The sequence below is a fragment of the Pseudomonas monsensis genome (assembly GCF_014268495.2).
In the GTDB taxonomy this organism is placed as follows: Bacteria; Pseudomonadota; Gammaproteobacteria; order Pseudomonadales; family Pseudomonadaceae; genus Aquipseudomonas; species Aquipseudomonas monsensis.
Window position 1 is genome coordinate 5061038 of the sequence record NZ_CP077087.1, and the last position, 13896, is coordinate 5074933.

General features: G+C 61.0%; 9 protein-coding genes and 2 pseudogenes. 9 read left to right on the forward strand and 2 right to left on the reverse strand.

The annotated features are described in order from the left end of the window. Window positions 1-199: 199 nt before the first annotated feature. The 9 genes and pseudogenes from gap (at window position 200) to HV782_RS22385 (ending at window position 10890) form a co-directional block, all read left to right on the forward strand. Window positions 200-1201: a type I glyceraldehyde-3-phosphate dehydrogenase gene (gap, locus tag HV782_RS22350; protein WP_123467154.1), complete on the forward strand. Its 1002-nt coding sequence runs from the start codon at window positions 200-202 to the stop codon at window positions 1199-1201. 200 nt (window positions 1202-1401) lie between these two features. After that, window positions 1402-1929 carry an RNA polymerase sigma factor gene (locus tag HV782_RS22355; RefSeq protein ID WP_186746674.1) on the forward strand — a complete coding sequence of 176 codons (528 nt, stop codon included), beginning with the start codon at window positions 1402-1404 and terminating at the stop codon, window positions 1927-1929. Between the two features lie 100 nt (window positions 1930-2029). Next, on the forward strand, window positions 2030-2995 hold the full coding sequence (locus tag HV782_RS22360) for a FecR family protein (RefSeq protein ID WP_123467158.1): 966 nt from the start codon (window positions 2030-2032) through the stop codon (window positions 2993-2995). A gap of 122 nt (window positions 2996-3117) precedes the next feature. Continuing rightward, window positions 3118-5703: a TonB-dependent receptor gene (locus HV782_RS22365; RefSeq protein WP_186746676.1), complete on the forward strand. Its 2586-nt coding sequence runs from the start codon at window positions 3118-3120 to the stop codon at window positions 5701-5703. Window positions 5704-5814: 111 nt separating this feature from the next. Continuing rightward, on the forward strand, window positions 5815-6411 hold the full coding sequence (locus tag HV782_RS22370) for a biliverdin-producing heme oxygenase (protein ID WP_186746679.1): 597 nt from the start codon (window positions 5815-5817) through the stop codon (window positions 6409-6411). A gap of 163 nt (window positions 6412-6574) precedes the next feature. Beyond that, window positions 6575-6964, forward strand: a complete 390-nt coding sequence (locus HV782_RS22375; protein WP_123467163.1) for a YbaN family protein — start codon at window positions 6575-6577, stop codon at window positions 6962-6964. A gap of 519 nt (window positions 6965-7483) precedes the next feature. Further along, window positions 7484-8491 (forward strand): annotated as a pseudogene (locus tag HV782_RS29050) (methyl-accepting chemotaxis protein); the annotation flags it as partial. Window positions 8492-8821: 330 nt separating this feature from the next. Continuing rightward, a pseudogene (locus tag HV782_RS29055) lies at window positions 8822-9349 on the forward strand (methyl-accepting chemotaxis protein); the annotation flags it as partial. Window positions 9350-9540: 191 nt separating this feature from the next. Further along, window positions 9541-10890: a CoA transferase gene (locus HV782_RS22385; protein ID WP_186746684.1), complete on the forward strand. Its 1350-nt coding sequence runs from the start codon at window positions 9541-9543 to the stop codon at window positions 10888-10890. 143 nt (window positions 10891-11033) lie between these two features. Here the strand turns inward: HV782_RS22385 and HV782_RS22390 are convergent, their stop codons facing one another. Together HV782_RS22390 and arcD are read right to left on the reverse strand one after the other, a co-directional pair. Continuing rightward, window positions 11034-11930 carry a DNA-3-methyladenine glycosylase family protein gene (locus HV782_RS22390; RefSeq protein ID WP_186746686.1) on the reverse strand — a complete coding sequence of 299 codons (897 nt, stop codon included), beginning with the start codon at window positions 11928-11930 and terminating at the stop codon, window positions 11034-11036. Then, complete coding sequence (arcD, locus tag HV782_RS22395) at window positions 11927-13354, reverse strand: arginine-ornithine antiporter (RefSeq protein ID WP_186746688.1); 1428 nt, start codon at window positions 13352-13354, stop codon at window positions 11927-11929. The genes HV782_RS22390 and arcD overlap by 4 nt, the downstream gene beginning before the upstream one ends. Between the last annotated feature and the right edge of the window lie 542 nt (window positions 13355-13896).

A 13896-nucleotide genomic window follows, 5' to 3' on the forward strand; every position in this document is an offset into this window, starting at 1 on the left:
GATGTGGCGACCTGATTGTCTATGCTGATCAAACGCCGTTGTTGTTGGAATGACAGACGGCTTTTTTGACCATTCGGACCAGTTGATTCAGGTCACTCGTTGTAGATAAAACAAAATATTGCCACTAAAAAGGCTTGTTTTCTATTTTTATGCGAATAATCTTGTAATTCCAACAACAAAACGACGGCGGCGCTGTTCAATGACTCTTCGAATCGCAATCAATGGTTTTGGCCGCATCGGCCGTAATGTCCTGCGCGCACTGTATACCCAAGGCTATCGACAGGATTTGCAGATCGTCGCCATCAACGATCTGGGCGACAGCTCGATCAATGCCCATCTGCTCAAATACGACACCGTTCACGGCACGTTCGACGCGCAAGTCGAGCATGACAATGAAAGTCTGACCGTCAACGGCGACCGCATTGCGGTCAGCGCGATCCGCAACCCGGCCGAACTGCCATGGGCGGCGGAAAAGATTGATGTGGTGTTCGAATGCACCGGTCTCTTTACCGATCGCGCCAAAGCGGCCGCGCATATTACGGCCGGCGCACGCAAAGTGATCATCTCGGCCCCGGCCAAAGGCGCCGACGCCACCGTCGTTTATGGTGTGAACCACGACATTCTGCGCCAGTCGCACCAGATCATCTCCAATGCATCGTGCACCACCAACTGCCTGGCGCCCGTGGCGCAGGTGCTGCACCGCGAGCTGGGCATCGAAAGCGGTCTGATGACCACCATTCATGCCTACACCAACGACCAGAACCTGACCGACGTCTACCACACCGACCCGTACCGCGCACGTTCGGCCACGCAGAACATGATCCCGAGCAAGACCGGCGCCGCTGAAGCGGTGGGCCTGGTGCTGCCGGAACTGGCGGGCAAACTGACCGGCATGGCCGTGCGTGTACCGGTGATCAACGTATCGCTGGTGGACCTGACCGTGCAGCTGAAAAAGGAAGCCAGCGCCGACGAAGTCAACGCGCTGATGAAGGCGGCCAGCCAGCACTCGAAAATTTTGGGTTACAACACGTTGCCGCTGGTTTCCAGCGACTTCAACCACAACCCGCTGTCGTCGATCTTCGACGCCAACCACACCAAAGCCAGCGGCAAACTGCTGAAGGTGCTGGCGTGGTATGACAACGAGTGGGGCTTCTCCAACCGTATGCTGGATAACTGCCTGGCGCTGTGCAACGCCGAGTAATCTCAAGTAATCCCCCTATCCCTGTGGGAGCGAGCTTGCTCGCGAAGGCGTAGTGTCAGCCAATTCAACTAGCGACTGACCCACCGCTTTCGCGAGCAAGCTCGCTCCCACAGGGTTTCGATTTCAATTTGAAATCAACACTTGACCATTCAACTAGATGATAAGCATTATCATTCGCTTGAAATCGATCAGGTCCTCCCGTGAGTCAGTCGCACTTCCACCACGTCTTCCTCACGCAGCGCACTTCGCTGCTGCGTACGCTGGAACGGATGGTCAACAACCACAGCACCGCCGAAGACCTGCTGCAGGAAACCTACCTGCGCGTGACGCGGGCGTTGAGCGAGCGGGCCGTCGATCACCTCGAACCCTTTGTCTTCCAGACTGCACGCAATCTGGCGCTGGATCATTTGCGTGCGCGCAAGATTCACTCGCGAACCATGGTCGACGACGTGCCGCAGGATGTCGTGCACAGCGTCGCGGCCCCCGCCAGCAGCGCCGAAGACGCCGCCCACGCCGAACAATTGCTGGAGCGCCTGAACGTGAGCCTCAGTCAACTCAGCCCCCGCCAGCAACAGATTTTCATCCTCAGCCGCCTGCACGGGCACAGCTATCAGGAAATCGCCGACGAGTTGAACGTGTCCCTCAGCACCGTGCAGAAGGAACTCAAGCTGATCATGTCGATCTGCATCGGTGTCGCTGAACGACACGACAGCAGCTGCAAGCTGTAAGCTTCAGGCCCCAAGTAAAAACCAAAAGCAGTACACGCATCTGACTTGCAGCTTGCGGCTTGAAACTTGAAACTGCTTTGCAAAAGCTCGAGGACACACCGTGACGGACACCCACCGCCCGCCTTCGCCCGCAACGGCGCAGGACGCCGCCCGTGCAATGGACCAGGCTCTGGACTGGCTCATCGTGCTCGGCAGCCCGGACGAGGAGCAGACCCGGCAGTTCCACGCCTGGCTGGCGGCCGATCCGTTGAATGCCGAGGCGTTCGCCAAGGCTCAGGCGATCTGGGATGGCCCGCAAGTGGTGCAATGCGCGCAGAGTCTCGCTGCGCAGCCTGCAAAAATCACTGTCCTCAAACGTCTGCGTCCGCACTGGAAACCATTGGCCACCGCCGCCGTGCTGATCCTCGGCCTGTTCAGTTTCAGCAACCTGCCGATGCGCCTCCAGGCCGATCACCTGACCGTGGTCGGCGAGCGTCAGCGCCTGCAACTGGAGGATGGCTCCAAGGTGCTGCTCAACACCAACTCCGCATTTTCCAGCACCATCAACGAGCGCCAGCGAGTAGCACGGCTGTATCAGGGCGAAGCGTTTTTCGAGGTCGCCGCCAACCGTGCTCAGCCACTGGAAATCGACGCCGGCCCGGTACAGGCCAGCGTGCGCGACACCGCGTTCGCCGTGCGTTATCTGGACGGCGTGGCGCAGGTCAATGTGCAACGCGGCGATGTCGATCTGCGCGCCACCCACAACGATGCACGGGTGCGGTTGTCCGCCGGGGAGAGCATCCGCATCGGCCCCAACGGTTTTGATCGCCCGGCCAAGCTCGATGCCACCACCGACCTGGCCTGGGTCCAGGGCCGGCTGGTGTTCGAGAACTGCCCGTTGAATCAGGTCCTGGCGGAACTGCGCCGCTACTACCCGGGCTGGATCATCAACACCAACGAGGAGCTGGCCGACGTCAACGTCACCGGTAACTATCGCCTCGACCAGCCACTGGACGCAGTGCGCTCCCTCGCCCACATCACATCGGCGCGCCTGCAGGAATTCCCGGCGCTGGTGATCCTGAACTAAATGAGAATTATTTTTACTCGATAGCGAAAGTCCGTTCGTCTCGTTATAGCCAATGCAATTGATTCGCATCTTCTGATGCGGATCAGCACCTATAAAGATTCGTGCGACACGGAGCGCTATCGATGTCCTCTCGCCTTACCCGCCAGACTGCTTCCCCTTCCCGCGTATTGTCGCTGCTGACGGCCGCCATCCTCATGGCCGGCACTGCACCGCTGATGGCTGCCACCGAACAACCGGCGCGCAACATGGGTGATTATTCGTTCTCGATCGGCCAGCAACCGCTGGTGTCGGCGCTCAATGCCTTCACCGCCGTGACCGGTTGGCAGGTCGGCTTGCCGGCAGAACTGGGTCAGGGCGTGTCCTCGCCGGGCGTGCGTGGCTCGCTGCCACCGGAAAAAGCCCTGGAGCGTCTGTTGGTGGGGACCAATCTGAGCTTCCGCAAAATCAGCAACAACAACGTCGTACTGGAAAAACGCAACGCCAGCGGCACGCTCAATCTCGATCAGGTGACCATCAGCGCCACCCGTCAGGAGCAGTCGGTCAACAGCGTGCCGGCCACCGTCACCGTGCAGACCCGCCAGGATCTGGATCGCAACAACGTCAACACCATCAAGGATCTGGTGCGCTACGAGCCGGGCGTGTCCGTCGGCGGTGCCGGCCAGCGCGGCGGCATCAGCGGCTACAACATCCGTGGTATCGACGGCGACCGCATCCTGACCCAAGTCGACGGTGTCGAAGTGCCGGACGGTTTCTTCAACGGCCCGTACGCCAAGACCCAGCGCAATTACGTCGACCCGGAAATCGTCAAACGCGTGGAAATCCTTCGCGGCCCGGCCTCGGTGCTGTACGGCAGCAACGCCATCGGCGGCGCCGTCAGCTACTACACCCTCGACCCGGACGACATCATCAAGCCCGGCAAGGACGTCGGCGCGCGCCTGAAAACCGGCTACAGCTCGGCCGATGACAGTTGGCTGAAATCCGCCACCGTCGCCGGCCGCGCCGAGCAGTTCGACGGCTTGCTGCACTACAGCCAGCGCGACGGCCATGAAACCGACTCCTACGGCAGCAACAACGGCACCGGTCTGCAACGCACCGCCGCCAACCCGGAAGACGTCAACGCCTACAACGTACTGGCCAAGATCGGCTGGAACTACAACGAAGATGCGCGTCTGGGCCTGACCTACGAAAAGTACAAGGATGATCGCGACACCGATCAGAAAAGTGCTTATGGCGGGCCGTACTTCAATGGCGCACCGACCATTCCGAACAGCGTACTGCCCGGCGGCATGTATCAGTGGCGTACCGGCAACGACACCATCACCCGTGAGCGTTTCGGCATCGAACACTCGTTCGCCCTCGACAGCCTGCTGGTCGACAACGTGAAGTGGAGCCTCAACCACCAGACCGCCAAGACCGACCAGAGCACCACCGAGTTCTACTACCCGATCACCCGTAAAGTGCTGCGCACCCGTGACACCCTTTACGAAGAAAAGCAGTGGGTGTTCGACGCTCAGCTGGACAAGGCCTTCGCCATCGGCGAGACCGATCACGTCCTGACTTACGGCACCACCATCAAGCAACAGAAAGTCACCGGCTCGCGCAGCGGCAACGGCACGTGCCTGGCCGTCGGTCGTGGCTGCACCGCCATTGGTGCGACCAGTAGCGCTGACGTGCTGGCCAAGGCCACCGACTTCCCGGACCCGACCATCAACACCTACAGCGTGTTCGCTCAGGATCAGATCAGCTGGAACAACTGGACCTTTCTGCCGGGCCTGCGCTACGACTACACCCAGCTCAAACCGCACATCACCCAGGAATTCCTCAATACCGTGGCGGCTGATGGCCAAGGCACGGTCAGCGACGAGAACAAGACCTGGCACAAAGTCTCGCCAAAATTCGGCCTGACCTACGCCCTGACCGACCACTACACCTGGTACGGTCAGTACGCCGAAGGTTTCCGCACGCCGACCGCGAAAGCCCTGTACGGCCGCTTCGAAAACACCACCACCGGTTATAGCGTGGCGCCTAACCCGGACCTCGAACCGGAAAAAAGCAAAAGCTACGAAACCGGTCTGCGCGGCCAATTCGAACAAGGCTCGTTCGATGTGGCGGTGTTCTATAACAAGTACCGCGATTTCATCAACGAAGACGCTGTGACCCCGGGTCGCAACGAACTGACCTTCCAGTCGGCCAACATCAAGCACGCCACCATCAAGGGCGCGGAAGTCAAAGGTCGCTTGAATCTGGATGCGTTTGGTGCCCCGCAAGGCCTCTACACCCAAGGCTCGATCGCCTACGCCTACGGTCGCAACAACGACAACGGCGAGCCACTCAACAGCGTCAATCCGCTGACCGGCGTGTTCGGCCTGGGTTACGACCAGGACCACTACGGCGGCCTGCTGAGCTGGACCGTGGTGAAGAAAAAGGATCGCGTCGACGACAGCAACTTCAAGTCGCCGGATGGCGTCAGCAGCCAGTTCAAAACCCCGGGCTTCGGCATCCTTGATCTGGCCGGGTACTACAAAGTCACCGACGACGTCACCGTCAGCGGCGGCATCTACAACCTGACCGACAAGAAGTACTGGCTGTGGGATGACGTGCGCGGTTACGACAGCGTCGGCGAGGCTTCGGTAACGCAACCGGCCAACCTCGATCGCCTGACCCAACCGGGCCGCAACTTCGCGATCAACCTGATCTGGGACATCTGATCCGGTCAACCTCACGGCGTGTGTTCAGGCACCGCGCCGTGAGGTTTTTTTACGCTTGCACGTTGCCTTGTTCGTCTCGTTATCAAGCGCCTCTTTTATCAAGGACATGTCATGACCATTTCGGAAAAAGCCCTGCGTTCACAACGCCTGAACCAGATCACCCACGAGCCGCACAGCAAGCTCGACGCCCTGGTCAAAGCCCACGCGCCGTTCGAGACCCGCGCCAGCTTCGCCCGTTTTGTGGTGGCGCAGTACCTGTTCCAGTCGGAACTGGTCGACCTCTACAACGACGCTGAACTGAGCGCCATCGTCCCGGATCTGCCGGCCCGTTGCCGCGCGGAAGCGGCCAAGGCTGATCTCGCTGATCTGGACACCGAAGTCCCGGCGCCAGTGGCGGGTGCCGTGGCCAACCCGAGCAAGGCCCGCGCCCTGGGCTGGCTGTTTGTTTCCGAAGGGTCGAAGCTCGGCGCGGCGTTCCTGATCAAGCGCGCCGTCGCGCTGGAGCTGAGCGAAACCTTCGGTGCCCGTCACCTCGGCGAGCCAGAAGGCGGCCGTGCCGAAGGCTGGAAGCGCTTTGTGCGTACGCTCGATTCGCTGCAGTTCAGCGCTGAAGAAGAGGCTGAAGTCGAGCAAGGTGCACTGGATGCGTTCAACCGCTTCACCGTGCTGCTGGAACAGGCTTACGCCACCGAAGCAGAACCGGCCTGACTGACACAACACAAGACCCTGTGGGAGCTGGCTTACCAGCGATGGCGATAGATCAGTCAATACGATGTCGACTGTCCCACCGCTATCGCTGGTAAGCCAGCTCCCACAGGGATCTCTGCAAGCCTGTAGAATCTCCGTTTCGCCTCACTGCAATCCCGAGCCCATGCCGCAACCCGCCTCCTCGAAACTCGCCCGCCTGCTGTTCGGCCTGCTGGCCTACGTCAGCCTCGGCATTGGCCTGATTGCCATCGTCGTGCCCGGCCTGCCGACCACCGAGTTCATCCTGCTCGCCGCCTGGGCCGCGACCCGCAGCTCGCCGCGCCTGAGTGCCTGGCTGGAAAACCATCGGCTGTTCGGGCCGATCCTGAGTAACTGGCGCAACGGCAAGATCATCGCGCGTAAAGCCAAGGTCAGCGCCACGGTCAGCATGCTGCTGTGCGCGACACTGATGCTGATCATGCTCGATCACGGCTGGCCGGTTTACCTGGCGATTGCCGGGATGAGCCTGGGCAATCTGTGGATCTGGTCGCGCCCGGAATCTATCCCTGCCTGATTCCCTCGCCACAAAAGCCTCATCAGCACAAAAACACTCCGGCGTTCATCAGCCTGAAACTTCCCTGTAATTAATCGCCTTTTCAGCACAATCCCCTGCGCAAACGTTTAGCGCTGACCGTTCGTCGGCAACGTCCTCATGCACCTGCGCCAGGCGCCGATGTGCATGGCATGGCGCTGAATGGATTTGGCGAAACGGGTCGTGCGTACCCGAAGCCACCCGTTTATTCATTCACGAGATCGCCCCATGTTCGACTCTCTCTCCATTCGCCTGAAAATCGTCCTGCTCTCCGGTCTGTGCCTGCTCGGTGTGGTCGCGTTGATCGTCGGCATGAACATTTACCAGACCAACCAGAACGACGAACTGGTCAGCGACTCCAGCAACAAGTTGCTCACCGCCAGCGTGCAGAACCTGTTGCAGGCCAAGGCTGCGGAACAAGCAGTGCGGGTGCAGAAAACCTTCGGCGAAAGCCTGACGGTGATCACCGCCCTGGCCGACCAGATCAAGGACATGCGGGTGATGGCCGCCAAGCGTTCGCTGGACGCCGGAGCCCTGCGCGAAGAGCTGAACCTGAGCCTGAAGACCGCCTTCGAGCGCAACGACAAAGTGCTCGGCATCTGGCTCGCCTTCGAACCCAACGGCCTCGACGGCAAGGACAGTGAGTTCGTCAATGACGCCGCACGTCAGTCCAACGAGGCCGGGCGTTTCGCGACGTATTGGAGCCGCGCTGCCGGCTCGGCGCTGAACACGATCATGGTCGAAGAAGACATGACCAAGACCACCCTCAGCCTCAGCGGCACGCCGTACAACAGCTGGTATACCTGCCCTCGCGACAACAAACGTACCTGCCTGCTTGACCCGTACGCCGACACCGTCGGTGGCAAGGAAATGCTCATGACGACCATTTCCGTGCCGCTGATCGTCGACGGCAAGGCTATTGGCGTGGTCGGGGTCGACATCGCCCTCGACGCCCTGCAAGCGGCCGCCGTGGATTCCCAGCGCAACCTGTTCAACAACGCCGGGCACATGCTGATCGTCTCCGGCAGCGGCGTGCTCGGTGCCGACAGTTCCGACGCAACCAAGGTCGGCAAGAAAATCACTGACACCCTCGGCGCCGACGGCAAGGACCTGCTGCAACTGATCAACAGCGGCACACCGAAGATTCTCGAACAGGGCGAGCTGATTCGCGCCGTGTATCCGGTCGACCCGATTGGCAACTCGCGGGCCTGGGGCGTGGTCATCGACCTGCCGAAACAGGTGCTGCTGGCCGACTCGGTCAAGCTGCAAGCTGTGCTCAACGACGCCCAGGAAACCGGTGTGATCACCGCGCTGCTGGTCGCTGTGGTCGCCGGCCTGATTGGTCTGCTGCTGATCTGGCTGACCGCGTCCGGCGTCACCCGGCCAATCAACAGCGTTGCTGAAATGCTGAAGAACATTGCCAGCGGTGAAGGCGATCTGACCCAGCGTCTGAACTACAGCAAAAAGGACGAACTGGGCGAGCTGGTGAACTGGTTCAACCGCTTCCTCGACAAGCTGCAACCGACCATCGCCCAGATCAAGCAGAGCATCACCGAGGCCCGGGGCACCGCCGATCAGTCTTCGGAAATTGCGCGCCAGACCAGTGAAGGCATGCAGGTGCAGTTCCGCGAAATCGATCAGGTCGCCACCGCGTCCAACGAAATGAGCGCCACCGCCCACGACGTCGCCAACAGCGCCTCGAACGCCGCCAACGCGGCCAAGGGTGCCGATCAATCGGCCAGGGACGGCATGTCGATCATCGAACGCAGCACCCGCGACATCAATCAACTGGCCGACGAAGTCAGCAAAGCGGTGACCGAAGTCGAAGCGCTGGCGGTCAACAGCGAGCAAATCGGCTCGGTGCTGGAAGTGATCCGCAGCATCGCCGAACAGACCAACCTGCTGGCCCTGAACGCCGCCATCGAAGCGGCCCGCGCCGGTGAGAGCGGCCGTGGTTTCGCGGTGGTGGCCGATGAAGTGCGCAACCTCGCCAAACGCACCCAGGATTCGGTGGAAGAAATCCGCATCGTCATCGAGCGCATCCAGACTGGCACCCGTGGCGTGGTCGCGACCATGCATTCGAGCCAGACCCAGGCCCACAACAACGCCGGGCAGATCCGTCAGGCGGTGGACGCACTGGGCAAGATCAGCGATGCGGTGACGGTGATCAGCGACATGAACCTGCAGATCGCCAGCGCCGCCGAGCAGCAGAGCGCGGTGGCCGAAGAGGTCAACCGCAATGTCTCGGCGATTCGCACCGTCACCGAGACACTGACCGAGCAAGCCACTGAGTCGGCGGCGATCAGCAGCCAGCTCAATGCACTGGCCAGTCAGCAGATGAAATTGATGGATCAGTTCCGCGTATAAGCCACACCGTTGAACCCTGTGGGAGCGAGCTTGCTCGCGAATGCGGTCTGCCATTCAATGATGATGTTGAATGTGATGACCTCTTCGCGAGCAAGCTCGCTCCCACAGTGGTGAGTGTTCACCCGCTGGCGTTTTCATCTGACTCGAGATTGTTTTGCACTATCATCGCTCTCTCTTCCGGAGGGCCTTCGATGACTGATCTGCTCACGTCCATTCAAGCCGCACTCGGCTTGCCGCACACGCCGATTCCCTTCACCGCACAGGGCGCCCTGCCCTCGGCATTCGCCGTCACCGACCTGGCCTGCGCGAGCATCGCCGCGGCCGGTCAGGCCGTCAGCGAACTGCTCCAGCAACAAACCGGACACTTGCCCGCCGTCGAAGTCGACCGAAGACTGGCCTCGTTCTGGTTCGCCACCTCGTTGCGTCCGATGGGCTGGGAAGTCCCACCACTGTGGGATGCGGTGGCCGGTGACTACGCAACCCGGGACGGCTGGATCCGCCTGCACACTAACGCCCCGCACCACCGCGCCGCCGCTGAACGTGTGCTCGGCGCCTGCGCCGACCGTGCCGCGATGGCAGCAAAAGTCGCGCAGTGGACCAGTGCCGATCTGGAGCAAGCACTGGTCGAGGCCAAGGGCTGCGCCGCCGAAATGCGCAGTTGGGCGCAGTGGCAGCAGCATCCGCAGGGAATGGCGGTGAATGCCGAACCGCTGGTGCATGTCATCCATTCGCAGGCTGGAAACGTCAGTGTGTGGCAAGGCTCGGCGGCGCAACCGCTGGCCGGCCTCAAGGTGCTGGACCTGACCCGCGTACTCGCCGGCCCCACCGCCAGCCGTTTTCTTGCGGGCCTCGGCGCGAACGTGCTGCGAATCGACCCACCAGGCTGGACCGAACCAGGCGTGGTCCCGGAAGTCACCCTTGGCAAACGCTGCGCTCGGCTGGATCTGCATGTTCCGGCAGATCGTGCGGTGTTTGAAAACCTGCTCAAGGACGCCGACATCCTGTTGCACGGCTACCGCGCCGACGCGCTGGAACACCTCGGTTTCGGCGCCGAGCGCCGCCGACAACTGGCCCCGGCGCTGATCGACGTCTGCCTCAACGCCTACGGCTGGAGCGGCCCGTGGCAGAACCGTCGCGGCTTCGACAGCCTGGTGCAGATGAGCAGCGGCATCGCCGAGGCCGGGCAGCGTTGGAAAACCGCTGACAAGCCAACGCCACTGCCGGTGCAGGCGCTGGACCATGCGACCGGGTATCTGCTGGCGGCGAGTGCGATGCGCCTTTTGACTGAACGTTTAAAGACTGGTCGGGGTGGCGCGGCGCGTCTGTCACTGGCGCGCACGGCGAAGTTGTTGATTGAGCATGGGCCGGGGACGAGCGAGGCGTTGCGCGCCGAAGATGCGCAGGATCAAAACTCAGTGTTGGAGCAGACACCCTGGGGGCCGGCGCACCGCTTGCTGGCACCGCTGAAGATCAGCGGAGCGCCGCTGCAGTGGGCGTTGCCGGCCAGCGAATTGGGTGCGCATCGCCCACAGTGGTTTTAACAACAGCCCCTCACCCTGACCCTCTCCCCGAGGCGCGGGGACTGATTGGGGGATATTGAAGTGGCTCACCGACCTGAAAGATCGAAGTTGAATCCATAATCGACTCGATATTTCAGGTCGATGTCTCACGAAAGACACCGCGGTCAGCCCCCTCTCCCTCCAGGAGACGGCTGGGCTGCGGGCACAGCGCTCAAAGACGTCCACAACACCTGCGCCGCATACCCGCGACAGGGTCGCCAGGCCTCAGCCCGATCAGCCAGTTCCCGCGCCGCGGGTCGCACACCTTCCAGCACCTCCAGCGCCCGCAGCAACCCGACATCGCCATGGGGAAACCCGTCCATATCGCGCAACTGGCGCAACGCGATGTACTGCGCCGTCCACTCGCCGACCCCGTGCAATGCCAGCAAACGCGCCACGCCACTCTCGCGCCCCGGTTCGAACAACAGCGGATCTTCCAGCAGCGCCTGCGCCATGCCCGAAAGCGTCCGTCCACGACTTTTCGGCATGCCCAGCGCCGCCAGATCAGCCGCCGCCAGCACCTGGACATCGGGAAATACTCGAGTCAAACCCGGTACCGCCGAGCACAACGGCGCACCATACTGCGCCACCAGTTTCCCCGCCAGCCGGATCGCCGCGACCACGGTAATCTGCTGCCCGAGTACCGCACGAAAGGCCAGTTCCAGACCGTCCCACGCCCCCGGCACTCGCAGCCCCGGACGTTCGGCAATCAACCACGCCAGTAACGGGTCGTCAGCCAGATGCCGGTGCATCGACGGCAGATCGGCATCCAGATCAAATAGCCGCCGCAGCCTCACAACAATCTCGGGCAGTGCTGCCGGATCGGGAAAATCCAGCTCGACCTCCAGCGCATCGCCCCTCCCCGGCCAGACCGACAGCGAGCCGTGGACACCGTTCACGCCGATGCTGCGCGAGTACACGCCGTCCACCACGGTTTCCATGCCGACCACTGACCGTGCAGCGAGAAAGCCCAGCATCGCCGTCCAGTCATAGGGTGGCCGATAGGCCAGCATCAACCTCACAGCGACAGCACACCACTGTACAAACCGTACGCCGCCAGCCCGGCGCCGATGATCACGCAGGTGAAAATCGCCTTCTCGACATGGGTGAACAACGGCTCGCCCTGCTCACGCTTGGCCTTGGCGAACAGCAACACCCCCGGCGCATACAACAACGCCGACAGCAGCAGATACTTCACTCCGCCGGCGTACAACAACCACACCGCGTAGCACAGGGCGATGCCGCCGATCAGCAGGTCCTTGGTGCGCTCGGCCGACGCGTGCTCATAGGTTTCGCCGCGACCGCTCAACAGCACCGCGTACGCCGCCGACCACAAATACGGCACCAGAATCATCGACGAGGCCAGGTAAATCAGGCTGGTGTAGGTGCCTGCGGAGAACAGCGTGATCAACAGGAAAATCTGGATCATCACGTTGGTCAGCCACAGTGCGTTGACCGGCACGTGGTTCTTGTTTTCCTTTTTCAGGAACGCCGGCATGGTCTTGTCCTTGGCCGTGGCGAAGAGGATTTCCGCGCACAGCAATGCCCACGACAGCAACGCACCGAGCAGGGAAATCGCCAGGCCGACGCTGATCAACAACGCGCCCCACGGCCCGACGATATGCTCGAGCACCGCCGCCAGCGAAGGGTTCTGCAAGGTCGCCAGTTCCGGCTGGCTCATGATCCCCAGCGACAGCACGTTGACCAGCACCAGCAGCGCCAGCACCCCGATGAAACCAATCACCGTGGCGCGGCCGACGTCGCTGCGTTTCTCTGCTCGCGCCGAGTAGACGCTGGCGCCTTCGATGCCGATGAACACGAACACCGTGACCAGCATCATGTTGCGCACCTGATCCATCACCCCGCCAAAATTCGGGTTGCTGTGGCCCCAGATGTCACGGGTAAAAATATCTGCCTTGAACGCCAGCGCCGCGATGACGATGAACATGATCAACGGCACGACCTTGGCCATGGTGGTCAACTGGTTGATCAGCGCCGCCTCCTTGATCCCGCGCATCACCAGAAAATGCACGGCCCACAACAACACCGACGCGCAGGCAATGGCGACCGGGGTGTTGCCCTGACCGAAAACCGGAAAGAAGTAGCCGAGGGTGCTGAACAGCAGGACGAAATAACCGACGTTGCCCAGCCAGGCGCTGATCCAGTAACCCCACGCCGACGAGAACCCCATGTAGTCGCCAAACCCGGCCTTGGCGTAAGCGTAGACACCGGAGTCCAGTTCGGGTTTGCGATTGGCCAGGGTCTGGAACACGAACGCCAGGGTCAGCATGCCGATGGCGGTGATGCCCCAGCCAATCAGGATCGCCCCGGCATCGGCGCGGGCCGCCATGTTCTGCGGCAGGGAAAAAATCCCCCCGCCAATCATCGAACCCACTACCAAGGCGATCAACGCCCCCAGTCGCAGCTTTTGCGTCGGTTGCGACATTCCAGTCTCCCTCTTCCTGACAAAGGTTCTCGAAACCTGTTTATACCTGTGGCGAGGGGATTTATCCCCGATGGGTGGCAAAGCCGCCCCAAAACCTGAGAACTCGTTCTGCCTGATGCACCGCGCTGAATGGATCTGGAGCGGCTACGCCACCCATCGGGGATAAATCCCCTCGCCACAAGGTGTGACTATTTCTGGGTATTAACTAAACGGATAAGCGTAAGTACGTTTATTGAATAACGCCAATTAACGCCTTTTATATATAGCCAACAACGCTAACGCATAACACGGTTAATCCGTTTTGGGCACGAATCCTGATTAATCGATTCTGTATTGAAAACAGATGCCAAAAATTTGCCAAAAGCTGAAAAGCAACTAGCGTGATAATTCGAAAGTAATAGGAGCAATTCCCAACCACATCTGCCGAAAGCCTCTGGAACAGGGCTCTTCAGGCAGCAGCTTTATGCCATCAGTCTTTTCATAAGTCATTCATTAACAATGGAATGTGACCATGAACTGATCCAAGTCAGCTGTTTGTACAG